This window comes from uncultured Paraglaciecola sp. (assembly GCF_937123705.1).
In the GTDB taxonomy this organism is placed as follows: domain Bacteria; phylum Pseudomonadota; class Gammaproteobacteria; order Enterobacterales; family Alteromonadaceae; genus Paraglaciecola.
The window spans coordinates 50,914-73,908 of record NZ_CAKZKO010000139.1 but is presented as its reverse complement, the minus strand read 5'-3'; the positions used below and the strand labels follow the sequence as shown (position 1 = coordinate 73,908).

Sequence of the window (22,995 nt, the reverse complement as noted above, 5' to 3'; positions counted from 1 at the left end):
GCTTTAAATTGAGAGTTGCCTAAAAATAACCTTTTATACCTAGGCTAAAGTTTCGACCGGGTCTGGGCGTTAGATTTTTTAAAAATGAGGTGTGTACACGTGCCTCTGTATCGGTCAGGTTGTGACCTTTGAGATATACAGCAAGCTGGTGATTTAATAGCGATAAGTCGTAGGACACCGCTACATCAACCAAAGTGTAGCCATTGGTAGCGGTTTCAAATGAGGCTACCTTGTCTTGTGATTGATAGTGAGTGACATCTAAGTGGGCACTTAAATCCACTGTTTGATAACTAAACTGGGTGCCAAATCTAATGGGCGAAGTGCGTGGTAAATTACCGCCATCTTTAAGGCGCGCCCGTACTAAGTCAGAAAAAACTGTGGCATTAAACTCTTCGCTAACTTGCCATGCGACTTGCGCTTCAAAGCCATGTAACACCACATCATCGGTTTGAAAAATAAACACAGGCAACTCACCAATGTGTTCGTCTTCTGCTGCACCGTGGTTGTGGCCGTCATGATCGTCATCGTTATGCTCAGAGCTTGTCAGTAATCCGGTGGCCGTTTGGTAATAATAATTATCTACTTGGTTGTAAAAAACGTTAAAAATAAAACCAATGTCGCCTTGGGTTTTACGTAAGGTGAGGTCGATGTTATTCGCTGTTTCCAAGTCGATAGGGTTGTCGCTTAGCTCAAATTCTACTTCGCCGTCATGATGGTGCACTGCAAACAAGGCGCCCACTTCATAGGTTTGGGTGCCTATGTGTGGTCCAAAAGACAACAATTCAGAGGCTGACGGGGCTCTTTGAGAGTGTGAAATCGAAATACCTAGATTGTAATCTTTAGCAAAATCCCACACCGCTCCGGCGGACAAACTAATGGGTGTGAATTTATGTGCGCTACTAAATATACGGGGTACTTGGGCTTCATCGCTGTGATTACCTGAGCCGTGATTACTGTGGTCGTCGGTATCGTGTCCATCATAGTCTTCTTCCTGTTCTGACTCTTGACTATGGGCCGCTATCATTGGCAGGATTAATTCGTCTGTTTTAAGGGTTACACGTTCAATGCGCCCACCAAATTGCAATAATACCTTGTCAAAATGACGTTCTTCCATTACGGCCAAGGCAATCATCTCAGTGTCTGATGGTGGGGTAAATGCTTCGTTGCCTTGTGCCGCCACCTCACTGTTTTTGTAATGGAAACTCAGGCCGCCCTTAAATCCAGCATAAGGCTGATGAAGCAGCTCTAAACGTACTTCTTGAGTACTATTTTCAAAGGTAGTGCCTACTTCGCCCGCTTCGATTTCGGCATGCTTATAGTCGGTAAAACCGGCTCGAAAATTGGCGCCGTTTATAAATGAATCTGCAAACACCAGTTCACTTAAGAGCTGAATTTTAGTTTGCTCTAAATCGGCGAAGACATCGTCACTGTGCGCCTCATGCTCGGCTGTTTCGTTATGGCCGTGATCGTCATGTTCGTCTTCCTCACCATGGGCATGACCGGGTACGCCATATTCACGGTTAAACTGCTCTACAGATATTCCTGCGTAGCCTTGTTCGAACAAGTAGCTAGTGCCTAACGTAAAGCCGTTGGACTCTTCAGCGCTATTGGCGACTTTAAAGTGCGTCTTGTTGTCATGCTCAATAACGTGACCATCTGACTCAAGCTCAGGCTGAACCGGCACTTCATAATCATCGGACTCTCGATAAAAACCATCGGCGTAAAATGCAAGAGACTTAGTGCCAGTTGTTGCATTAAATGAGGCCGATTTTTGCTCATCTACGCTTGAATGTTCTAGTAGCCATTCACCTTGAGTATCACTACTGGTAGGCACACGTTGATCAACCACATTGACCACACCACCGATTGCACCGCTTCCATAAAAAAGTGTGGCCGAGCCCCGTAATACTTCAATTTGTTGTGCCGTTGAGGCCTCACTGCTTACCGAATGATCTGGGCCAACCCTAGATACATCACTCACATCAAGACCATTTTGAGTAATGAGTACGCGGGGGCCGCCTAAACCTCTGATAATAGGGGTGCTGCTTACCTTACCGTGAAAATTTGTGTGTACCCCGGGCAGTTTTTCTAAGGTATCACCAAGAGTAGGGGCTTGCTGGCGGCGTAATGTTTCGCCGCCCAATACACTGACTGGTATTGCCGATTCCATCGACGAAAGATGAATAGGGTAGGCCGATACATCAATCACTTCTATTGGGGTGCGAGTGGCCACAAAAGTGTGAGACACCACTTCATTACCACTCACCTTTATGTCTCTATGCATATGTGAGAAGCCTGTGGCCTTAATGTGTATTTCGTTCAACCCTTGACTTACCGCAGTAAACACAAATTTTCCGCTTTGGTCTGTTGTGGTAGTGGTGCCGGCACCTTCTATTTCAACTTTGGCACCAATAATGGGTGTTCCGCTTTGAGTTTGTACTGTCCCTTCTATCGACTGTGCTAATACATAAGGCGAAAGCGCTGCGCCGATAAGCGCTGCAAGTCTGGTCTTAACTCTCATATCATCTCTTAGTAATGTTATAATATATCAATATTTGTGAGATGTTATATTGTAACAAAAAGAAATTCAATCACTTTATATGGTTCAGTAAAGATGCTTAAGGTGTATGTAACAAACTTAATGATTCCAGAGCTAGTAAAAACACATCTGCACTGGGGTCGTTGTCTACATTTTTTACCACTGTAATGCTGCGTTGGTGATCACGACAGAGGATTAGCATGGTGGTTCCACCGTTGCTGCCACCTGAGTGCATCACCGCATTGTCGAAACTAGCCATAAGTTTATGAGCGTGAGTATTGTCTTTTAGATTAGGGCGATTTTTGTAGTTATCAAAATCTATCATCCAGCCAATGCCAAAGCCTATTGTTTGCCCATTTTTGAGTTGCGCTTTGGTAAACATAGTCTTTAGGCTTGCTGGTTTGAGATAACCAGCTTGACTATGAGCGATGGCAAAGCGGGAGATATCTGATGGTGTGGCAATAAATCCGCCTCCCGCGTATTTGTAGGAATGGTCCGATTGAGGCGCATTGCTTAATTTCCCATCGAGAACTGTGTATGGACGTTGCCTGTAAGCAATTATATCGGCTTGATCATCAAATGCACTGTCTTGCATGCCTAGTGGATTAAACACTTCTTGTTGAATGATTTTTTTAAAGTTACGTTCTTTGTCGGCCCCTTCCATGGCCGCTGCGATAAGGGTATAGGCTAATGTTGAGTATGTATGTTTAGTTCCAGGTTCAAAAAGTAATGGATCTTCTTTAAATAGGTTTAGGCTAGATAAGGTGCTTGAATAGTGCTCATTCAGAAGAAACTCAGCCTTATCTTTATAGCTGCGCACACCTGAAGTATGACTCGCTAATTGCTTGAGATTGATGGCGGCATGATGTGTAGGCCACACTTCTACATACTTGGTAACCGGAGTGTCTAAGGATAATTTCTGTTGTTCATATAGTCGCATTAAGCCGGCAGCGGTAATTAGTTTTGCGATACTGCCTATACGCATTTTGTGTTTTGGGGTCATGGCGACTTGGTTTTCTACGTCAGCAAAACCATAACCTTTGGCCCACACTATACCGTGTTTATCCGCGATGGCGACGTTTAAGCCGGGAAGGGTATCTGCCGCTATAGCCTTGGAGAAATTTTGATCAATGGATTGGATAGCGGCGCTAGGTGTAGCCAAGCTTGAAGCCGTGAATAATAGAAAGCCTAATACTTGAAATGGCAAAGCCGCAAACATAGTGAACACCTATTTGGTTTATTAGTGTTCACTATAGAGTTTTTACTTTAATTATTCGACAACTATTGTCGCTTTTATGAGCTGTACTGGTTCGCTAGTTTTGCCGCTTCTTGAGCCGAGTTTTTCCATGTTTTCAAGGACTTCCATACCTTGGGTAACTTTTCCAAATATACTGTGTTTGCCGTCTAGCCAAGGCGTGGCTTTAAAGGTTAAGAAAAATTGACTGCCGTCAGTATTTGGTCCGGCGTTCGCCATACTTAATAGACCACCCTGAGTATGTTTGACTGTGTCGCTATATTCCCCAGCATATTTGTAACCAGGGTTACCTCTACCCGTGCCTTCCGGATCGCCACCTTGCGCCATAAAGCCGGGAATAATACGGTGGAATATAGTGTTGTCGTAAACGCCTAGCTTGGTTAGATAAATAGTACTGGAAACATGCATAGGGGCGATGTCGGGCATGAGTTCAATGGTGATATCACCTTGATTGGTCGTTAAATGCCAAAGATAACTTTTGTCAGCACTAAAATTTAAAACGTCAGGTTGTGATAAGGTGGTTTTCCAATCTTCTTTAGTTTTATCCACCTTTTGCTCGGCAATGATCTGCTTTGCTTGTTTAATGGCTTGGTCTTCAAATAAGTCGCAGCCACTTAGCGAAATGCTTAAAAGGGCGGCACTGAAAATTAACGAAATGCGTTTTAAGTACATAAATAGTCGATCTCAAAAATGATTAGAGCGCTAGCTTAAACACTTTGGATTTACGTTGGAAGTTGTAAAGTTGTTTTTTCTTGGCAGGTAGTTCATCTAAGCTGGCCTCAACAAAACCTTGCTCCTGAAACCAATGTGCTGTTACGGTCGTTAATACAAATATCGAGTGTAAACCTTGATTACGAGCTTGGGTTTTGACCGCTTCTAAAAGTCGCTCACCGCGATTGCCACCCCGGTAATCGTTATGGGTTGCCACACAGGCAAGTTCAGCCATTTTTTCATCTGCATATGGATACAGAGCCGCGCAGGCTATGGTCATGCCGTCACGTTCTATTAAAGTAAATTGTTCAATTTCTTGCTCAAGGTGCTCTCGGGAGCGCTTCACCAACATGCCCTTTTCTTCTAACGGTTTGATGAGTTTTAGAATGCCGACCACATCTTCAATATTAGCTTGGCGTAGTTGTTCGTAAGATGTTTGCGAGATAAGTGAGCCCGCACCATCTCGAGTAAATAGCTCTTGTAATAACGCGCCGTCTTGGCGATAACTGACTGTATGGCAACGGCTAATACCTGCTTCTAAGCTCGATACTATGGCTTGTAGAGAGTGTTTTTCGGGTGCATAAAACGCTTGATTAATCATGTTGTGGAGTTCGTGTAACTCCAAGTTTCTTAAAAGTTTTCCTTGTTGGTTTACTATTCCCTCTTGCTGACTAAATAGAATGAGTTTATCGGCGTTAAGGGAAATAGCCGCTTGCGTGGCCACATCTTCGTGAGACAAATTAAACACCTCACCGGTAGATGAATATCCCATGGGTGATAACAATACTATTGAGCCATCGTTGAGGTGATCGTTGATACCATCTACATCAATGCGCCTTACTAAACCGGTATTTTCAAAATCCACACCATCACGCACGCCGGTTGGCATGGCCACCACTAGATTACCCGAACACACCCGAATTTGCGCGCCGTGCATGGGCGAATTGGCAAGGCCCATGGTTAATAAGGCTTCTACTTCGGCGCGAACCGATCCTGCTGCGTCTTTCACGCATTCAAGGGTTTGTTTATCTGTGATGCGAATATCTTGATGAAAACGACGAGGCAAGTTACGCAGCGCCACTCTTTGGTCGATTTGTGGCCTAGCACCATGAACCAAAACTAAGCGCACCCCTAAGCTATTTAACAAGGCTATATCGTGAATGATATTGGCAAAGTTGGCTTCTTCTATGGCCTCGCCACCAAACATCAATACAAAGGTTTTGCCTCTGTGAGCATTGATGTAGGGTGCAGAATTGCGAATGATTTTAACGCTGTCTAGGTGCGTGGCGACCACGGGTTTATCCTTATTTTAGTTGCGCGACTTCAGCGGCAAGGGCTTTACTAACGGGATCAATACCGGTTCCACCTAATATGCTGCGTTTATCCACTAAATATTCCAATTGCAGTATTTCATAAACATCGTTTTCGATTAGTCCAGATAATTGTTTCAATTCTTCAAGGCTTAATTCTTCGATAGCTTTTTTCTTTTCAAGTGCAGCAAGTACTACCTGACCGGAAATATCATGAGCGGTTCTAAAAGGAATGCCTTTAGCAACAAGGTAGTCTGCCAATTCAGTGGCGTTGGCATAACCTTCTCGGGCTGCCTTAGCGCAGCGCTCTGAGTCAAGCTTAATGCTATCGATCACCTCACAAGCAATACACAAACATATGTGCCATTGAGTGACGGCATCAAGTAACCCTTCTTTGTCTTCTTGCATGTCTTTGTTGTAAGCCAAAGGTAGACCTTTCATGGTCACCAACATACCTTGTAAACTGCCAAACACACGGCCACATTTACCACGCATAAGCTCTAATGCATCGGGATTTTTCTTTTGCGGCATCAGTGATGAACCAGAAGTCACTTCGTCGCCTAAAGTGATAAAACCAGCTTCACCAGAGTTGAAGAAAATTAAGTCTTCGGCCATACGTGACATGTGCATCATGCTGGTGCTGGCGGCAAATAATAGCTCTAAAACAAAATCGCGATCAGAAACGGCATCCAGACTATTTAAACATGGGCTATCAAAGCCTAAATCACTGGCAATTTCGTGACGATCAATTGGGTAAGTGGTGCCTGCTAAAGCCCCGCAACCCAGTGGTGATTGGTTTAACCGCGCTCTTAAGTCGTGCAAACGACTGATGTCACGTTTAAACATTTCAACATAGGCCAAACACCAGTGTGGATAACGTACCGGCTGGGCACGCTGCAAGTGGGTATAACCGGGTAAAATCACTGTCTTGTTATTCGTTGCCGTGCCTACAAGCGAGGCTTTAACATTTTCTAAGTCAGCAATGAGTAAGTCAACGTGTTCACGAGTCCACAATCTAAAATCGGTGGCCACTTGGTCGTTACGGCTACGGCCAGTATGTAATTTACGGGCAACATCACCTAGTTGCTCGATTAAAGTGGCTTCCACAAAACTATGGATGTCTTCTTCGCTACTAGCATCAAAGTCTAAGGTGCCAGTTTCGGCTTTAACTAATAATGCTTGTAGCGCTTGTTCAAGTTGTTGTTGTTCGTCTTGGGTTAATACCCCCGCTTTGCAAATGGCTTTTGACCATGTAATTGAACCACGAATATCTTGGCTGGCTAATGCTCTATCGAAAGGCAACGAATCGTTAACCCTTCTGAACATTTCACTGCTACCGTCTTGAAAACGTCCGCCCCATAAACTCATTATTCGATACCTGTATTTTTAAAGGCCATCCCTTTTTTGTTCATGGCCTCAATTCTGCTTGACAAGCTAAATAAACGAATAAACCCTTCTGCATGGCTTTGATCGTATACATCATCTGCACCAAAGGTGGCAAAATCTTCAGAATACAAACTGTTAGGCGATTTTCTTTGTACCACTGTGGCGTGACCTTTATACAGTTTAACCACAATTTCGCCGGTAACTTTTTGCGCGAAGCTAGCAGCACCTGCAAGTAACGCATCATTTAATGCCGTAAACCAACGCCCGTCATACATAACATGTGAATACTCTAAGCCGATTTGTTCGCGGTATTTAAGTGATGATTTATCTAGTACTAAGCACTCTAATGCTTTATAAGCAGTCATCATGACTGTGCCACCCGGTGTTTCGTAACAGCCTCGAGATTTCATGCCTACCAAACGGTTTTCAACTATGTCGATACGACCCACGCCGTGAGCTGCAGCTAACTCGTTTAGCTTCATTAATACGCCATAAGGCGTTAGGCTTTCGCCATTTACTTTGGTTAGTTTACCCGCTTCAAAACTTAACTGAATACGTTCGGCTTGGTCAGGGGCATCCTCTGGATCAACTGTCATGGTCCAAATCCCTTTAGTAGGTTCACACCAAGGATCTTCTAACTCGCCCCCTTCGTGTGAAATATGCCAAGCATTGGCATCGCGACTATAAATTTTGGTTAATGAAGCAGAGCACGGAATATTACGCTCAGCTAAGTAATCGAGTAAGTCTTCTCGTGAAACCATATCCCATTCACGCCATGGCGCGATAACTGCCAAATCTGGCGCTAATGCGGCAAATGTTCCTTCAAAACGGACTTGGTCATTACCCTTACCAGTACAACCATGACATAGAGCATCGGCACCAACTTTGCGGGCGATTTCTACTTGGGCTTTGGCGATGATTGGGCGAGCCATAGAGGTGCCAAGTAAGTACTCACCTTCGTAAACAGCGCCTGTAGTAATGGTTGGATAGATATAGTCGGCGACAAACTCTTCTTTTAAATCGACGATATAACATTCGCTGGCACCAGTGGCGATTGCTTTTTCATGCAAGCCAATAAGTTCATCATCCCCTTGACCTACATCAGCGGCAAAAGCCACAACTTCACAGTTATAGGTTTCTATCAACCAAGGAATAATAGCCGAGGTGTCGAGTCCGCCTGAATAAGCCAGTACGACTTTCTTAATAGGTTTGTTTTTTGCAATTGCCATGATGGATCCTTAAAAAGCAGTGGCGAGTTACTAGCTTGGAGCTACCAGCAAACCCATTACTGCGTTGATGTTATTTAACTTAATAAAGTGAATGGTTATTGACACTTTATCTACAATATTTTGTACATTCTGCTACTTAGCTCGAAGCAGCCCTTAATTTCTTGGTTGAAAATCTTTTGCTAGTAATTTAACTAAAAGTGCATTTTGTCCATGCATACGGTTTTCTGCTTGTTGCATAAGTAGAGATTTATCACTGTCAATTAGAGTTCCGCTTATTTCTAGGTCACGATGTGCCGGTTGGCAATGCATGACATATTCAGCCCCAGTTTTTATCATTAAATCTTCATTAATTTCGTAACCAGAGAAGGCGTCTTTGATATCGGCTAAGGGTGTATCATCACCCATAGAAAGCCAAGTATCTGTGTACAACACTTGCGAGCCATTTGCCGCGTTAATGTCGGTGCTCACTGTGAGTTTCCCACCATATTGCTGCGCTCTAGCATGGGTTAAGGTGACAATGTTTTCATCCACTTCATACCCTTTTGGTGTGATAACCACCACTTCACACCCTAACGCAACGCCTACTAACATAAGGGAATGGGTGACGTTATTACCGTCACCTATGTAGGTTAGTTTCACTTTGCTCAAATCGTCATAATTTTCGCTTATAGTTAAATAGTCTGCTACCCCTTGGCATGGGTGATACAAATCACACAATGCATTGATGACAGGCACATTTGCTGACTCTGCTAGTTCTTCTAGGGTACTGTGTGCAAATACTCTTGCTACAATGGCATCGGCCCAACAGGCTAGGTTTGCGCCCATGTCTTTTACATCTTCGCGTCCAGCTAACTTGTTTGATTGGCTATCTAAATACACCATATGGCCACCTAGCTTATTAATACCTATATCAAAGCTAACACGAGTACGCAGTGACGGCTTCTCAAACAATGCCACAATCGATAAACCATCTAAAGCAGTACGATAACCCACAGGGTTATTTTTGATGGCTTTAGCTAAAGCCAACAAGTTGTGTAATTGCTCTGCTGTCCAATCTTTAAATGATAGAAGATCCTGTTTCATAACTAAGCCTTGTGATTGAGTGTTGTTAATAGCGGCGTAATGGTGCTACCAATACTTTGTTGCTGTAATAAACCGAGTAACTTTTTTGGATCTTTCCAGCTGGCAATTGTGACGCTGCGCCCTAAGCTATTGGCGGCAGTTAGAGCGGCTTGCACTTTGACTATCATGCCATCGCGGATCACCTTTTGCTCAATCAGTGATTCGATTTGTTTGTTATTTAATTGTTCAATCAGGTTTTGTTCAGCATCTAACACGCCTGATACATCGGATAATAATAGTAGCTGAGCATCAAGTAATTGTGCAATCACAGTAGCCGCTTGGTCGGCGTTGACATTGAGTAAGTTTCCTTGGTTATCTGCACCAATAGAACTGATAATTGGTAACATCTGTGTGGCGGCTAAGGCTTTTAATAGAGTTGCATCACCCGCAGTAACAGCGCCTACGGCCCCCAATTTTTTATCCATAACCTTGGTATGACACATATTTCCGTCTAACAAACTTAGTCCTACAGGACTAAGACCGGCGCGTATCGCCAGACCACACAGTTGCTTGTTAGCGGTACCTGCCAGTGCACCGGTAATGTAAGGCATATGTTCTTTTGGCGTGACGCGTAAACCGTTAATTTTTTCGCTACTAAGATTAAGGGCCGCGAGTAATTCCTCGACCATAGCGCCGCCGCCATGGACTAACACCACTATATAACGTGATTGTAATTCGGCAATGGCTGAGAGTAATGCCATAGCTGCGTCATGGTTTTGCATAAAAGCGCCACCGACTTTGATGACTAATACATGTCTAGGATTCATTGCTCATTCACCAACCCTAAATGCGACGCATAACCAAAACGTAAATTGGCACATTGCATGGCTTGAGAGGCCGCGCCTTTTAATAGGTTATCAATGGCACTGGTGACAACCAAATAGCCCGTTTTTTCATCTAATTTCCAGAAAAGATCGCAATAAGGCGTGCCAACGACATCATCAATTTTCGGCCAGTTATTTCTAAGCCTAACAATAGGATTGCCTTGGTATACTTGCTGAAACGCATTTGAAATGTGCTGATGAGTGACATTTATCGCTGTTTTGATTGTTATTGTTGCCAAGATTCCACGCTTAAAGTTACCTAAATGTGGAGTGAAAATCACATCAGTGCCTAAGTAGTCTGATATTTCAGGTTGATGCCTGTGGCCTAATACCCCGTATGCTTGCAAGCTGACTTCGGTAAAGCTGCTGTTTAGTGAGGCTTTTCTACCGGCCCCTGACACACCAGAAACGGCATTGATAATTGGAAAATGTGCAGTATCTATTAAGCCATGCTGCTGTAACGGTTTAAGAGCCGTTAATGAAGCTGTTGGGTAACAGCCGGGAACAGCCACCAAATCGGCATCTTTAATCTGAGCTTGATGCCAATCGGCTAACCCATATACGGCTTGGTCAAGTAGTTCATCAGCCTGATGTTCAAAGCCATAATATTCAGCGAAAGTATGTTTGTCTTTTATTCTAAAGGCACCGGATAAGTCCATGATGACGGCTTTTTTACCGCAAAGCTGCTTCATCCATTTGTGACTTGCCTCATGGGGTGTAGCTAAAAATATAAGATCAAAATTATCTGCCAATAAGGATAAGTTATCTTCCTCAATGGGCTGTAATGTCAAATCAATTTGATTAAAAAACTGCGGATGGATCTCGCCTAGTGTTTTGTTTGCATCTTGGCTAGTAGTAGATACATATAACGCGGCGAGCTCAAATTGACTATGGCCCTGTACTAATGCCGATAACTCGGCACCAGTGTAACCACTTGCTCCTATAATACAGGTTTTGATCATAAATATTTCTCAGTATGCTCAACATGAGCAGTGTGTAAATTTAGTGAAATCTGAAAATAAAAAGCACTCTTCGCCCAAACATTATAGATTAAAGCAAAGAGTGAGCTATACGCGACAACCTCGACTATCGTCGATACAACACGCTGGCGAAGCTAGGCAGGGAAATTAAGTGGAATGTGATTTTTACAAAGATTAAGTACATATAGGTTAACTAACCAAAATAAATTAAAGTAAGGGCCATTTTTCCAAATTGACCAATTTATCGCACGGCCAATTCAAGTTGGTGTATAGTGTGTCATAGGCTTTATATTTATGCAATAAATGTGAATAATTATTTAAGTGGGTTGCTGTGTCAAATTTATCATTTTTAGAGAGTTACAAAACAATTATTGAAAGCCCTTCAATTAGTGCTTTTGATGAAGTTATAGATCAATCCAATAGACCCCTTATTGATATTCTTTCGACTTGGTTTAGTGACCTTGGATTTACAATAACTATTCAGAAAGTGCCCAATACCCGTAATAAATTTAATATGCTTGCCAAAATAGGTAGCGGCGAAGGTGGATTACTACTTTGTGGCCATTCAGACACAGTGCCGTTTGACGAAGGACAATGGCAAACCGATCCTTTTAAAGTTAAGCAAGCCGATCACAAGTTATATGGTCTAGGTAGCTGTGATATGAAAGGTTTTTTCGCTTTTATTCTAGAAGCGTTAAAAACCATTCCATTGCAAAAATTGCGTAAACCTTTGTACATATTAGCCACGGCAGATGAAGAAACTTCTATGGCTGGGGCGCGTTTTTTTGCCGAGCAACAATTGATTAAGCCTAATATGGCCATAATTGGTGAGCCAACCGAATTAGTTCCCATTTATAAGCATAAAGGGCATATTGCGCAGAGTTTGAATATTCAGGGTAAAGCGGGGCATTCAAGTGATCCCGACAAGGGCGTCAATGCGATTGAAATAATGTATCAGGCGATAGGCCAGTTGCTGGACTTACAAACGCAATTAAAAAATCGCTTTTATGATGATGCTTTTAGTGTGCCCCATGTCACTATGAATTTAGGGCATATTCATGGTGGTGATGGCGAAAATCGTATCTGTGGACATTGCAAACTCAACTTTGATATGCGAGCAGTGCCGGAATTACAGGATGAGCAAGCCCTAACTATGATTGAGGAAGCACTCGCTCCAGTTATTGTGAAATATCCGAATCGACTAAGTTTGGATTTGATGTATCCTACCGCCCCAGCGTTTGCTTGTCGTGATGAACAAAATATATTGGCGATAGCTGAGCAACTAACAGGCAATAAATATCAAAGTGCTAACTATGCAACTGAAGCCCCTTTTATCAATCAACTTGGTTGCGATACTATTGTATTAGGGCCAGGCAGTATTGAGCAGGCCCACCAACCTGATGAGTATATGTCACTAGATTACGTTAACCCCACTGTATTAATTCTGCAACAATGGATCAATAAAGTGTGTTATTAAATCAATCGAAGGTTTAAGCCGTTGATTTACATTGTATTTGAGCAAGTATTATTATATTTTGAAAATGCCAATTTTTAAGAAGATTTTGGAATCCCATGCCTAAAAATTCGAACAAGTTAAAATTTGTGTTCATTATGTGTTTCATTAGCTTGTTCAGCACGATTTCGACTGTGGTTTTTTTATCCGTGATAGATGCTGGCACGCATCAAGTTGTTCAAAAAAACTACCTAGCAATTGGAATTTTTTGTATTGCTCTGTTGGCTGCTTGTTATTGTCTAAGTCACCTATTTGTGCACCGAATTTTGCAGTCCTTTTTTGGTTTATTTGCATTTATTCACGAAGTAAAAGAAACCAGAGATTACAGCCTGCGTATTAAACCAAAACTTGGTTCAGGGTTAGCCGTTGTTGGTCGCAATATTAACGACATGCTTGAATCAATTCATGCCGATTCAGAGTTAAATCGCATGAATGCTCGTCGATTAGTAGCCGCTCAAGAGTCGATGAGTAGGATGTCTCGCTACGACACCTTGACAGGGTTACCCAATCGTAAATATTTTATGGAAACCCTTGAAAGAATATTGGCTCAGTCTAAGCGCGACAATAGAGATTTAGCCTTGATGTTTTTTGACTTAGACGGATTTAGACGGGTTAATGAAACATACGGTCATAAAACCGGTGATGCATTACTTGTAGAAGTAGCAAATCGCGCTCGTAGTTTGTTACGTAAAGGTGATATTATTGCAAGGTTGGGAACAGATGAATTTCTTATTCTGTTTTACAACGATCTTCACGAAGTCACAGTCAATGAAATAGCTAAACGTTTAGCAACAACACTATCACAACCCTATTCGATAGATTCTTGGCAACTGGAGGTCACAGCCAGTATCGGCATAACTGTGGCTTCTGATTCAGATTTTGATATTAAAGAGCTAGTGAGTAATGCCGACATTGCGCTTTATCATGCTAAGAATTCTGGGCCGGGTAATTACATCATTTTTGCTACCCACATGAAGGAAGAAAAAAATCGTAGGTTAGATATTGCCAACGCATTAGGCCAAGCAATCACTGAAAATGAATTTCAATTGGTTTATCAAGCTAAGGTAAACAGAGCTGACGAAATTGTGGGTTACGAAGCGCTAATTCGCTGGAACAGTAAAAGTTTGGGGTTTATTCCCCCAGATGAGTTTATTCAAATTGCAGAACAAAGTGGTAAAATCTCGCTGATCACCTTTTGGGTATTGGAGACACTATGTAAGGATATGTCGACTTTTATTAGCCAGCATGGTTCGCATATTAAGTTATCTTTTAACCTTTCAGCGCTTGATTTAAGAGAAGCCTATTTAAGTAACAAAATAGCGTCATTGCTCGAACAATATAATGTAGATGGTCGCAATATTGAGATCGAGGTTACTGAGTCGGTCTACTTAGATAACTTTGACTCGTCTAATATCTTTTTTGAAGATATGGCGAAGTTAAATTGTTCTATAGCCTTGGACGATTTTGGTACGGGGTATTCTTCATTAGGGTATTTAACACAAATTAATATTGATACCTTGAAGATTGACAAGCAGTTTGTTGGTCATATTACAGAATCAAACAAAAGTAAGTTAGTTACTAAAGCGATCATTGAAATGGGTAAGCAGTTAGGCTTAGAAGTCTGTGCTGAAGGAGTAGAAACTGTAGAGCAAGCTAATCTATTAAAAGAAAGTGGCTGTCATCAGTTGCAAGGATATTTATATAGTAAACCCACTCCAATTGACAAGTTGTTTAGCTAGTTCGACCCAGTAGTTGCAATCACTGAGCCTGAGTAGCCCTTTCTGTACTTCAAACAATCATTATTCATTACAGTATGTAGTATAGATTATTTAGCTATGCAGCCTAATACTATGGTTTCGGAAAATCCAATTAAGCCATGTTTTTCAATAAGCGTACCTGAGCTTTAGATCATCTGGATAAGGGGATAAGTAAGACTGATTGGCTATGTAGTCTTTTGGAAATTGCATTAAATAGTGTTTGATAAGTGTCAATGGCGCGATGAGAGGGATCAGTCCTTTTCTGTATGCTTCAATTTGCAGGCATAACTCTTGTTTTTCGTTGCTTTGCAATTGTTTAGAAAAGTAGCCTTGAATGTGCGCTAATGTATTTGCATGTTTTTTACGCGTGGCTTGAATGGTTAGTGCGTCCATTAGTCCAGATATATATTGTGTGGCCATGTGTTGCAATGGTAAGTCAGCTCTAGCTAATAATCGCCCTAAGTTTTTGTAGGCAATAAGGTCGTGACTCATTATTGTGTATTTGTACTGGCTGTGGAAAGTTGTAAGTTTGTGTTTAGTTAACCCAGAAGCTTCAACATCCTGCCAATGTTTGTATGCAAAAACGCGTGCTACAAAATTTTCACGAATATTGGGATCCTTTAGGCGCCCATTTTCTTCACAAGGTAATAAAGGGTTGGCTTGCATGATTTCTTTTGCGAAAACTCCCACACCGTCTGAATCAAGGGCATTGCCTTTTTGGTTATACACTTTTACCCGTTCCATACCGCAACTTGGGCTTTTGGCACAAAATACATAGCCACTTAGGTTTTTTGTTAACTGGGCTACTTTTTTGCCATAAGCTTGAAGTGCATGTGTGACATCACCCGTGCCGTCAGGTCTGGCAACACTGATCAAATCATTGTTTTTAATTTGGCGTATTGTGGCCCGAGGGATTGGCAAACCTATTGCCACTTCTGGACAAAACGTTTGGTAAGAAACATGCTTGCCTAGCTCTTTGATACAAAAATTTGAAGGTTTGTTGCTGGCATCAAAGCGTACTTTTTCACCCACTAAACAGGCACTAATTCCAACCTGTAGATCTTTCTTTTCAACATTGTGTATCATGATTTCTTCTCGTTTTCCTTGGGAAATTAGTAAATTAGCGAACCGATGGGGTTAAGTAACTTATTGATACCTTGGGTAAAATGCAGCGCGTCGTTGACAACGGTATAGCACAGACACCCTTCTTCAGACACAGGATGATGCTGATGGGATCTGTCTAGCACAATGAAGTCACCTTTTACATATTTGCCCTTTTCATCGCTAAATGAGCCGTCTAATAACAGTGTGAGTTCAAATCCTTTATGAGTATGTTCAGGAACACTTCCACCTGGTTGCATTTGTAATAAGCTAGTGCGAATTTCGTTTTCATCTAAATGAATACGAGCACGTGACAAACGGCCGATACTGGCGGATTTCCCCACTTCCATACTATTTAAGGCTTTTGGTAGTACATAAGATTGATCACTCAAAGTAACGGTTTGCTGAGGTTGCGGTTTAGCCTCAAAAAGGTCGTCTGACTGCGTAATAGAAGCAATCATATCGTCGGCGTTAAGTGATGCAAAATAACCCTCAGTTGTGGCATCTTGGCTATCACTGCATAAAGCTGTCACATCGCTTGTGCTTGACTCCTCAAAACTGGCTTCTGCCATTTGATCGGTAAGTTGCGCTATCTGATGTTGGCATTGAGGGCACAATTCAGCATGCATAGCGATACCAGCAGAAATAGAGGCTGGTAGGTCGCCCTTAACAAACGAATGTATTAGCTCAAATTTAGGGTGATGGGTTATCATGGTTTTTCTCCTAACTGCAATTTGAGTTTCCCAAGGGCTAAACGTAGCCTCGACTTAACAGTTCCAAGGGGTAAATTTAGATGCTCTGCAAGTTGCTCTTGAGACATTTCCATAAAGTAAAAACCCTTTACCACTTGTTGTTGTGACTCGGGTAAGTCTTCAATCACTGCCAATAATTCTCTATTTTCTAGGTGATCTTGAAAAGGCTCTTCTTCCAAAACGATATCTTCAGAAATAGGCCATATATCGTCGCTGACATTGTGCTCTTTATTGCTCTGAACTTTACGTAACATATCAAAAGTTACGTTGCGCATTATGGTATACACCCAAGTCGTGGCCGCACCTTTGTCTTGGTTAAAAAGGTGAGACTTACGCCATACATTGCTCATGGTTTCTTGAACCACTTCGTGAGCTTGGGCTTCGTTTGAAAACTTGCTGCGTGCAAAACGTTGGATTTTTGGTGCGAAGAATTTAAACAATTCTGTAAAAGCGTTTTTATCGCGAATATTTGCCACAGCATCAAGCCATTGGCAAAGTTGGGGATGATTGATTTTATCTGACATTTGATAGGGTTTACCATTTGTCACAACGCTTAGCAAATTTGTTTGCATTGCTTTAACACCAAATTACGTTTTGAATATGGTAGTCAGTACGTAGGGGTAAATACTTAAGATCACTTAAATTTGCATCTTTCTTAATTACATTAATTTTTTAAGTAGGGTTTGTTGAGGCTATACCTATTTACAGCAAAGATAAACAGGCTCTATTCTTGCAAAATAATTGATTCTACAAACTGCCTCGCCTGTTCGAAGTCTTGTTTTATAAAGGTTTCTTTTACGTGTAGATTAACAGGCAGAAGTTCAAGCCACCGCGCTACCACCCAATTTTCACTAGGTTTAGCATTGTATGGGTATAGTTCTGCCAATAAAGCATCTTTGTTTATTAGATCATATAATGGCTTTGAAAGGGTCTGCCGCTTGATTTGTTTTAGCTCCTGTGACCAATGCTTTTGTTCAACTATGTTTCCAAACTGCAGATTGTCGGCATCTTCTTCAATAGAGGTAATGGTAACTAACGATTGGCACTGTACATCTAATTCTAATATGCCGTCCTTACCTTGATGAAAGTTAATTATCTGTACCCAGCTTCCCCAGATTGGATCTGATACTTGGGTTTGATTATTGACTTTCTTTATCACAAAGCCTTGTTGCTCATAGGCTATTCTAACCATTTTAAGATAGCGGGGCTCTACTATTCTCAAACGTGACATTCCGTTAGGTAATAGAAAGATTGGCAGGGGGATAATAGGTGAGTTGGTGATATTCATTTTGGTGTATCTTTATCGTTTTAATATCCATCGAATAGCGACATTGTGATTGATTGAATACAGGCCCTAGTTTAAAAAAAAGCCCCTGTTTCTAGGGGCAAAGGCTCATGTAACTCAATACATAGAGAGGAAATAAAGACTTAGTTTAGGATAACTGCATCAATTACATGAATGATGCCATTTGTAGTGTAAATGTCTGAAATTACTACATTGGCGCCACCAATTTTTAACATACCCGTTTCCGAGTCCACAGCAATACCAATCTCACTACCTGAAGCCGTTGTTAGCATTTTTCCATTGGCACCATATGCGTCTAGAGAGCTTAAGGCGGCACCACTAACAACATGGGTCAACAAAACTTCTGTAAGGGCAGCATTATCGGCTAACAGTGCTGCTAAGGCATCTGAATCCACCGCATCAAATGCAGCATTCGTTGGGGCAAATACAGTAAAGGTAGCAGATTCGTCAGCTAAGGTGTCAACTAAACCAGCGGCTGAAAGCGCCGTCACTAAAGTCGAAAAGTTATCTGGATCAGCTAAGGCTACTTCAACGATGTTTTGAGTAGGTGTAGGCATCATAGCTGGAGGCATAATGACGTTGTCGATAACGTGAATAATACCGTTGTCAGCCATCACGTCGGCGGCACTGACCTTGGCGCCGTTCACAAATAAAGTGCCATCAACAAAAGATAGGGCTATGTTATCGCCATTGGCGACTTCTACTTTATTTTCTGCTGACTGAGCAACCGCGATTGCGCCATCAGCTAACACTTTTCCAGGTAGTACGTGGTACAGTAAAATGTCAGTTAATTGCTCAGTGGTTAAACTGTCTAAGGTACCTTCAGGAAGCTTTGCAAATGCTGCATCAGACGGCGCAAAAACAGTATAATCATTATCTAAATTCGCAAGGGTAGCATCTAAACCTGTTGCGCCTAGGGCAGCAACTAAAGTCGTGAAACTGCCGTTGTTGCTGGCTACATCAACTAAACTCATAGCAGGAGCGGGTAGTGCAACGTCAGCTACAATCACAGCATCAATCACATGTATTACGCCGTTAGTGGTATAGATATCTTTCATAACGATATTAGCGCCACCAAACATTAACATATCTGTAGAGGAGTTAATGTTTACAGGAATTTGAGCTGTAGAGGCTGTTTCTACGCTGGCTCCGTTCAAAGAATAAGCAGTCACTGAATCCACGGCTGCACCTACTACTACGTGTTGTAATAGAATATCTGCTAGTACGTCAGTGTTGTCTAATAAAGTGTTGATGGTGTCTTCACCGATTAATGCAAACGCAGCATCGGTAGGGGCAAATACGGTAAAGGTGGAGCTCTCATCAGCCAACACCATATCCAGGTCAGTCGCTTGAAGAGCGGCTACAAGTGTTGTGAAACTACCATTTGCAACAGCTGTTTCAACAATGTTTAAGTTTGCTGGCTCCATGTCTTGTGGTGGCAACAAAACCGCATCTATTACATGAATAATACCATTATCTGTTTGAATATCTGTTGTCACTACAGTGGCCGTGTTGATAAGCAAATTGTCACCATCAAGAGACAATCCAGTGTTATCACCATTCACCATTGCGATGGTTGTACCCGCGGCACTTATAGCTGTGGCCGCGTCAACTTCACTACCAATTACGTGATAAGTAAGAATGTCAGATAAAGTATCTGTGTCTGCTAACAGCGCATCAATGGTTTCTTGACCAAGTAATGCAAACGCATCATCAGTGGGGGCAAATACCGTAAATTCACTATTAGGGTCGGATAAGGTGGTATCCAGACCTGTTGCTTGCAACGCAGCCACTAAAGTAGTGAAGCTTCCGTTACTTACTGCCACGTCAACAATGGTATTAGGCATGACCTCTTCTACAACTTTATCGTCGTCATCGCTGTCACAGGCTTGTAAAAATAAAACGCTTAAAACAGTAATACTGAAAGTCTTTAAATTTTTCACTTTGATTCCCTCATTTTTAAAATTCAAAGCAAGTTACGGGGGCAAAATGAAAACAGATCATAAAAAATGTACGTTAATAAATTTAATTTTTTATGGTGATCTTAAGCACAAGTTCTACGTATTAATTAGGATTTTTGACGTAAAATCGTAAGCTTTGTATCGCTGGCGTAAGGACATTTAATGCAAGTTAATCAATGGCTTGAGTGTTTTTACTGATAATTAAGGGAGAGTTAGTTTGATTTTCTATAAATGAGGTAATTGAACTATTAGACCGCTTAGTACGTAAAGCTAAAGGTGTTTCAATTATTTGTTTAAACTTTTGGGAGTTATTTATGCGTTATTTTTTTGCGGTGATCAGTACGCTAATGTTGTTGGGGTGTAGTAGTCATTACCAAAATCAATCTCAACTAGGGCAAAGTTTTCCTTCGATTCAAGGCCAAAGCCTCGAAGAAATACAAATAAATATCCCAGAAGACTTTAAAGGCAAAAAAACATTGTTGCTTTTGGGATATAAGCAGAACTCGCAATTTGATATTGATCGATGGCTTATCGGTCTGGATATGACCAATACTCAAGTCGATGTGTACGAAATTCCAACTATTCAAGGCATGTTCCCAAGAATGTTTAACACTTTTATCGATAATGGTATGCGAGCAGGTATACCTAAATCGCTATGGAAAGGTGTAATAACCGTTTATAAAGATGGTGATAAAATTCAAGCTTTTACTGGAAATGAAAGCCCTAACAATGCGCGAGTTATTCTGCTGGATGAGAAAGGCATAATTCTGTATATGTATGATGAAGGGTTTGCCGTGTCGGCCTTGAATCAAGTGAAACGATTATTGTAAGGGGGTACTTACGGATTTAAGGCAGATGAATCACCAGAAATCAAATGCGCTGCCCCCATAAGTTAATTAAATTGACTCATTAATTGTAATTGTGCCTGTCATGTAATCCACGGCTTGACCTAGTAGGATGACGCGTTTGTCCTGTACCTGACAATTGACTATACCAGTTCGTTGAGATAGTTGTTTTCCCACTAGGTTGGTGCGATTAAACATTTTTGCCCAAAAAGGAGCAAGTTCGCAGTGGGCCGATCCAGTAACAGGATCTTCATTTACATCTAGCTTAGGAAAAAAGCAACGGCTAACAAAGTCTACCTCGTCACCTGGTGCAGTTACCACAACCCCTCTTAAGTCCAGTTGTTGTAATTTTGAGTAGTCAGGAGTTATCGTCTTAACTTGTGCTTCATTCTCAAGCACAACTATATAATCAAATGCTTTGAGGACTTGTTTGGGTGTTACGCCTAAGCCTTGTTGTAGTAAAACAGAAGGTTCAAGAGGCGTTGCAACACTCGCAGGAAAACTCATGCTATAGCCAGAAGCAACCCGACTTACAGCTAGCTTTCCACTTAAGGTCATAAATTCGATGGTGTTATGGGTAAAATTAAGATGTTGAAATAACACGTGGGCAGCGGCAAGTGTGGCATGACCACAAAGCTCTACTTCTTCTTTAGGAGTAAACCATCGCAAATGAAAGCCTTGTCCATTTGGTACAAAAAAAGCCGTTTCTGAAAGATTATTTTCTTGGGCAATTTTCTGCAATATATCGTCACAAAGCCATGAGTCTAATGGGCAAACAGCTGCGGGGTTGCCCTCAAATACTTTCGATGCAAAGGCATCCACTTGATAAATTTTGATGTCCATAAGCCCTAAGTAAAGTGAACTAAATCTTGGCTGTAACTCTTGCTTAGTTTGACTCTTATATCAAGCTATAATCCGCCCCTTAAAGGTAAAAAAATTAATCAACAACCTTTTACTATTGTTGGGTTTGGTCCACCTGCTTTATTTTTACCAAAAGTGTAAAATTTAAATGTTTTATTCATTAGTTATTCTAATTTAAATGGTCATAAAATGTTCATTGCATCTGAGAAGATCTATCTCTAAAATCCGCGCCCTATTTATTACCCTAGTATATGCTTGATAAGAATAATCAGCATTACCGCAAAGTTGAAGTTATCGCGAAATGGACAAGTTAGAGTTTATTCAAATACGTCGTTTTATCCTTAAATTAGGAAAAATGTTGCATAAGTACGGGTCGCCATCATTTAGGCTAGAAGCCTATTTAACCGAGATTGCCACACACTTTGGCTTGCATGCGTCTTTTAACTCGACACCTACCACCCTATCTATAGTGCTGTGGAGTGATCGTCACGAAGAGGAATATAACCACTCTGCACGTATGCAACCGGGTGAGCTGGATATGAATTCTTTGTCTCTCACCGATGAATTAGCATATAAGTTGTTATGTGGCGATATTTCACTTGATGAGGCAGATAGGCAATTAACCACCATTGATGCTATGCCAAGCCCTTACGGCAAAGAGCTAACTGGCATAGCGTTTGGCTTGTCTACCAGCGCATTTGCTATGTTGATGGGCGCAGGTTGGTTAGAAATTATATATTCTGGCTTATTGGGTTTGATGGTTTATTTATGGACACTTTGGGCGCTGCGTTCAAAACGCGTTAGCTTAATGCTTGAGCCGGTGGCCGCTTTTTCAGTGGGTTTTGGGGCTTGTGCTATCAGCTACTATTCCTCGTCCGGTTTTAATATCTGGTTGGTCATTCTTTCCTCACTGATTATTTTGGTGCCTGGTTTGTCATTGACTATGGGATTGGCTGAATTATCGTCACGCAATATGGTGTCGGGTACCGCTCGTGTGATGGACGCCACCATGCAGTTGTTCAAACTGTATTTTGGTGCATTTTTAGGGGTAAGTTTGGGCAACCAATTATTTGGTCAACAAGAACTAGCACAGGCTGCCACTTTACCTTTTTGGGTGCACTGGTTGGGAGTATTTATGCTGAGTGTGGGGTTGGTTGCGATATTTCGAACCCGTATGAAGCACGTGCCTTGGGCAATCACCTCTACTTTTATTGCGTTTTCCGTATCTAACTGGAGTTCTGGTTATCTTGAAAATGGACTGGGTGCCTTTGTGGGTGCATTTGCTTTGGGTGTGTTTGCTAATGCATTTTCACGGATTGCCAACGCCCCATCTACCATAGTGGCTATGCATGGTTTAATTGTGTTGGTGCCGGGTTCAAAAACCTATATTGGACTCAATTCGTTTATCTCAGGCCAAGACATCATCAAAACCGATCACATAGGGCAGGAAACCTTTTTGATATTGATGTCGCTGGTGGCAGGGTTGATATTTGCTAATGTGGTAATGCCTACAAGAAAAGCACTGTAAAAATATGAGAGTCGT

General features: G+C 41.7%; 19 protein-coding genes. 4 read left to right on the top strand and 15 right to left on the bottom strand.

Translation table 11 applies throughout. The features are described from left to right. Window positions 1–19: 19 nt before the first annotated feature. The 9 genes from Q0688_RS18775 to argC form a co-directional block, all read right to left on the bottom strand. Entirely contained in the window at window positions 20–2,521 is a 2,502-nt protein-coding gene (locus Q0688_RS18775; protein ID WP_299080684.1) for a TonB-dependent receptor, read from the bottom strand. A 97-nt stretch (window positions 2,522–2,618) separates the two neighbouring features. Next, window positions 2,619–3,758 carry a serine hydrolase gene (locus Q0688_RS18770; protein WP_299080681.1) on the bottom strand — a complete coding sequence of 380 codons (1,140 nt, stop codon included), beginning with the start codon at window positions 3,756–3,758 and terminating at the stop codon, window positions 2,619–2,621. A gap of 51 nt (window positions 3,759–3,809) precedes the next feature. After that, complete coding sequence (locus Q0688_RS18765) at window positions 3,810–4,466, bottom strand: peptidylprolyl isomerase (protein ID WP_299080678.1); 657 nt, start codon at window positions 4,464–4,466, stop codon at window positions 3,810–3,812. Window positions 4,467–4,488: 22 nt separating this feature from the next. Further along, window positions 4,489–5,799: an amino-acid N-acetyltransferase gene (gene argA / locus Q0688_RS18760; protein ID WP_299080675.1), complete on the bottom strand. Its 1,311-nt coding sequence runs from the start codon at window positions 5,797–5,799 to the stop codon at window positions 4,489–4,491. A 10-nt stretch (window positions 5,800–5,809) separates the two neighbouring features. Further along, entirely contained in the window at window positions 5,810–7,183 is a 1,374-nt protein-coding gene (argH, locus tag Q0688_RS18755) for an argininosuccinate lyase (protein ID WP_299080672.1), read from the bottom strand. Further along, window positions 7,183–8,430, bottom strand: coding sequence for an argininosuccinate synthase (locus Q0688_RS18750; protein WP_299080668.1), 1,248 nt, complete (start codon window positions 8,428–8,430; stop codon window positions 7,183–7,185). Before Q0688_RS18750 ends, argH begins: the two co-directional genes overlap by 1 nt. Window positions 8,431–8,583: 153 nt before the next feature. Next, window positions 8,584–9,513, bottom strand: a complete 930-nt coding sequence (locus Q0688_RS18745; RefSeq protein ID WP_299080659.1) for an ornithine carbamoyltransferase — start codon at window positions 9,511–9,513, stop codon at window positions 8,584–8,586. A gap of 2 nt (window positions 9,514–9,515) precedes the next feature. Continuing rightward, window positions 9,516–10,319: an acetylglutamate kinase gene (argB, locus tag Q0688_RS18740; protein WP_299080650.1), complete on the bottom strand. Its 804-nt coding sequence runs from the start codon at window positions 10,317–10,319 to the stop codon at window positions 9,516–9,518. Then, window positions 10,316–11,338 (bottom strand): N-acetyl-gamma-glutamyl-phosphate reductase, encoded by a 1,023-nt coding sequence (gene argC, locus Q0688_RS18735; protein WP_299080647.1) that lies wholly within the window; start codon window positions 11,336–11,338, stop codon window positions 10,316–10,318. The genes argB and argC overlap by 4 nt, the downstream gene beginning before the upstream one ends. 349 nt (window positions 11,339–11,687) lie before the next feature. Between argC and argE the strand changes: the two genes are divergently transcribed. Beyond that, window positions 11,688–12,833 carry an acetylornithine deacetylase gene (gene argE, locus Q0688_RS18730; RefSeq protein ID WP_299080644.1) on the top strand — a complete coding sequence of 382 codons (1,146 nt, stop codon included), beginning with the start codon at window positions 11,688–11,690 and terminating at the stop codon, window positions 12,831–12,833. Window positions 12,834–13,135: 302 nt separating this feature from the next. After that, window positions 13,136–14,608 carry an EAL domain-containing protein gene (locus Q0688_RS18725; protein ID WP_299080641.1) on the top strand — a complete coding sequence of 491 codons (1,473 nt, stop codon included), beginning with the start codon at window positions 13,136–13,138 and terminating at the stop codon, window positions 14,606–14,608. A 144-nt stretch (window positions 14,609–14,752) separates the two neighbouring features. Here the strand turns inward: Q0688_RS18725 and Q0688_RS18720 are convergent, their stop codons facing one another. The 5 genes from Q0688_RS18720 to Q0688_RS18700 all read right to left on the bottom strand — a co-directional run bounded on the left by Q0688_RS18720 (window position 14,753) and on the right by Q0688_RS18700 (window position 19,728). Then, a complete protein-coding gene (locus Q0688_RS18720) occupies window positions 14,753–15,712 on the bottom strand; it encodes a DUF523 and DUF1722 domain-containing protein (RefSeq protein WP_299080637.1) in 960 nt (319 codons plus the stop codon). Window positions 15,713–15,738: 26 nt separating this feature from the next. Continuing rightward, entirely contained in the window at window positions 15,739–16,440 is a 702-nt protein-coding gene (locus Q0688_RS18715; protein ID WP_299080634.1) for a ChrR family anti-sigma-E factor, read from the bottom strand. Further along, window positions 16,437–17,051: a sigma-70 family RNA polymerase sigma factor gene (locus tag Q0688_RS18710; protein WP_299080631.1), complete on the bottom strand. Its 615-nt coding sequence runs from the start codon at window positions 17,049–17,051 to the stop codon at window positions 16,437–16,439. The genes Q0688_RS18715 and Q0688_RS18710 overlap by 4 nt, the downstream gene beginning before the upstream one ends. A 152-nt stretch (window positions 17,052–17,203) precedes the next feature. Next, entirely contained in the window at window positions 17,204–17,767 is a 564-nt protein-coding gene (locus Q0688_RS18705; RefSeq protein ID WP_299080629.1) for an LON peptidase substrate-binding domain-containing protein, read from the bottom strand. 140 nt (window positions 17,768–17,907) lie between these two features. After that, entirely contained in the window at window positions 17,908–19,728 is a 1,821-nt protein-coding gene (locus Q0688_RS18700; protein ID WP_299080626.1) for a fasciclin domain-containing protein, read from the bottom strand. 332 nt (window positions 19,729–20,060) lie between these two features. Between Q0688_RS18700 and Q0688_RS18695 the strand changes: the two genes are divergently transcribed. Continuing rightward, the gene (locus tag Q0688_RS18695; protein WP_299080623.1) at window positions 20,061–20,576 is read left to right on the top strand and encodes a hypothetical protein; all 516 of its coding nucleotides are present in this window, start codon (window positions 20,061–20,063) and stop codon (window positions 20,574–20,576) included. A 66-nt stretch (window positions 20,577–20,642) separates the two neighbouring features. Here the strand turns inward: Q0688_RS18695 and Q0688_RS18690 are convergent, their stop codons facing one another. After that, complete coding sequence (locus Q0688_RS18690) at window positions 20,643–21,434, bottom strand: PhzF family phenazine biosynthesis protein (protein ID WP_299080620.1); 792 nt, start codon at window positions 21,432–21,434, stop codon at window positions 20,643–20,645. Window positions 21,435–21,753: 319 nt separating this feature from the next. On the opposite strand from Q0688_RS18690, the gene Q0688_RS18685 reads away from it, so the two are divergent. Beyond that, complete coding sequence (locus tag Q0688_RS18685) at window positions 21,754–22,980, top strand: threonine/serine exporter family protein (RefSeq protein WP_299080617.1); 1,227 nt, start codon at window positions 21,754–21,756, stop codon at window positions 22,978–22,980. The last annotated feature ends 15 nt before the right edge of the window (window positions 22,981–22,995 follow it).

What these genes read in the sequence shown, in the direction of transcription:
- Q0688_RS18685 (WP_299080617.1), top strand. Translation starts at nt 21,754, where the DNA reads ATGGACAAGTTAGAGTTTATTCAAATACGTCGTTTTATCCTTAAATTA.
- Q0688_RS18745 (WP_299080659.1), bottom strand. Translation starts at nt 9,513, where the DNA reads ATGAAACAGGATCTTCTATCATTTAAAGATTGGACAGCAGAGCAATTA.
- Q0688_RS18715 (WP_299080634.1), bottom strand. Translation starts at nt 16,440, where the DNA reads ATGATAACCCATCACCCTAAATTTGAGCTAATACATTCGTTTGTTAAG.
- argB (WP_299080650.1), bottom strand. Translation starts at nt 10,319, where the DNA reads ATGAATCCTAGACATGTATTAGTCATCAAAGTCGGTGGCGCTTTTATG.
- Q0688_RS18720 (WP_299080637.1), bottom strand. Translation starts at nt 15,712, where the DNA reads ATGATACACAATGTTGAAAAGAAAGATCTACAGGTTGGAATTAGTGCC.
- Q0688_RS18775 (WP_299080684.1), bottom strand. Translation starts at nt 2,521, where the DNA reads ATGAGAGTTAAGACCAGACTTGCAGCGCTTATCGGCGCAGCGCTTTCG.
- Q0688_RS18765 (WP_299080678.1), bottom strand. Translation starts at nt 4,466, where the DNA reads ATGTACTTAAAACGCATTTCGTTAATTTTCAGTGCCGCCCTTTTAAGC.
- Q0688_RS18695 (WP_299080623.1), top strand. Translation starts at nt 20,061, where the DNA reads ATGCGTTATTTTTTTGCGGTGATCAGTACGCTAATGTTGTTGGGGTGT.
- Q0688_RS18690 (WP_299080620.1), bottom strand. Translation starts at nt 21,434, where the DNA reads ATGGACATCAAAATTTATCAAGTGGATGCCTTTGCATCGAAAGTATTT.
- argC (WP_299080647.1), bottom strand. Translation starts at nt 11,338, where the DNA reads ATGATCAAAACCTGTATTATAGGAGCAAGTGGTTACACTGGTGCCGAG.
- argH (WP_299080672.1), bottom strand. Translation starts at nt 7,183, where the DNA reads ATGAGTTTATGGGGCGGACGTTTTCAAGACGGTAGCAGTGAAATGTTC.
- Q0688_RS18710 (WP_299080631.1), bottom strand. Translation starts at nt 17,051, where the DNA reads ATGCAAACAAATTTGCTAAGCGTTGTGACAAATGGTAAACCCTATCAA.
- Q0688_RS18750 (WP_299080668.1), bottom strand. Translation starts at nt 8,430, where the DNA reads ATGGCAATTGCAAAAAACAAACCTATTAAGAAAGTCGTACTGGCTTAT.
- Q0688_RS18705 (WP_299080629.1), bottom strand. Translation starts at nt 17,767, where the DNA reads ATGAATATCACCAACTCACCTATTATCCCCCTGCCAATCTTTCTATTA.
- Q0688_RS18770 (WP_299080681.1), bottom strand. Translation starts at nt 3,758, where the DNA reads ATGTTTGCGGCTTTGCCATTTCAAGTATTAGGCTTTCTATTATTCACG.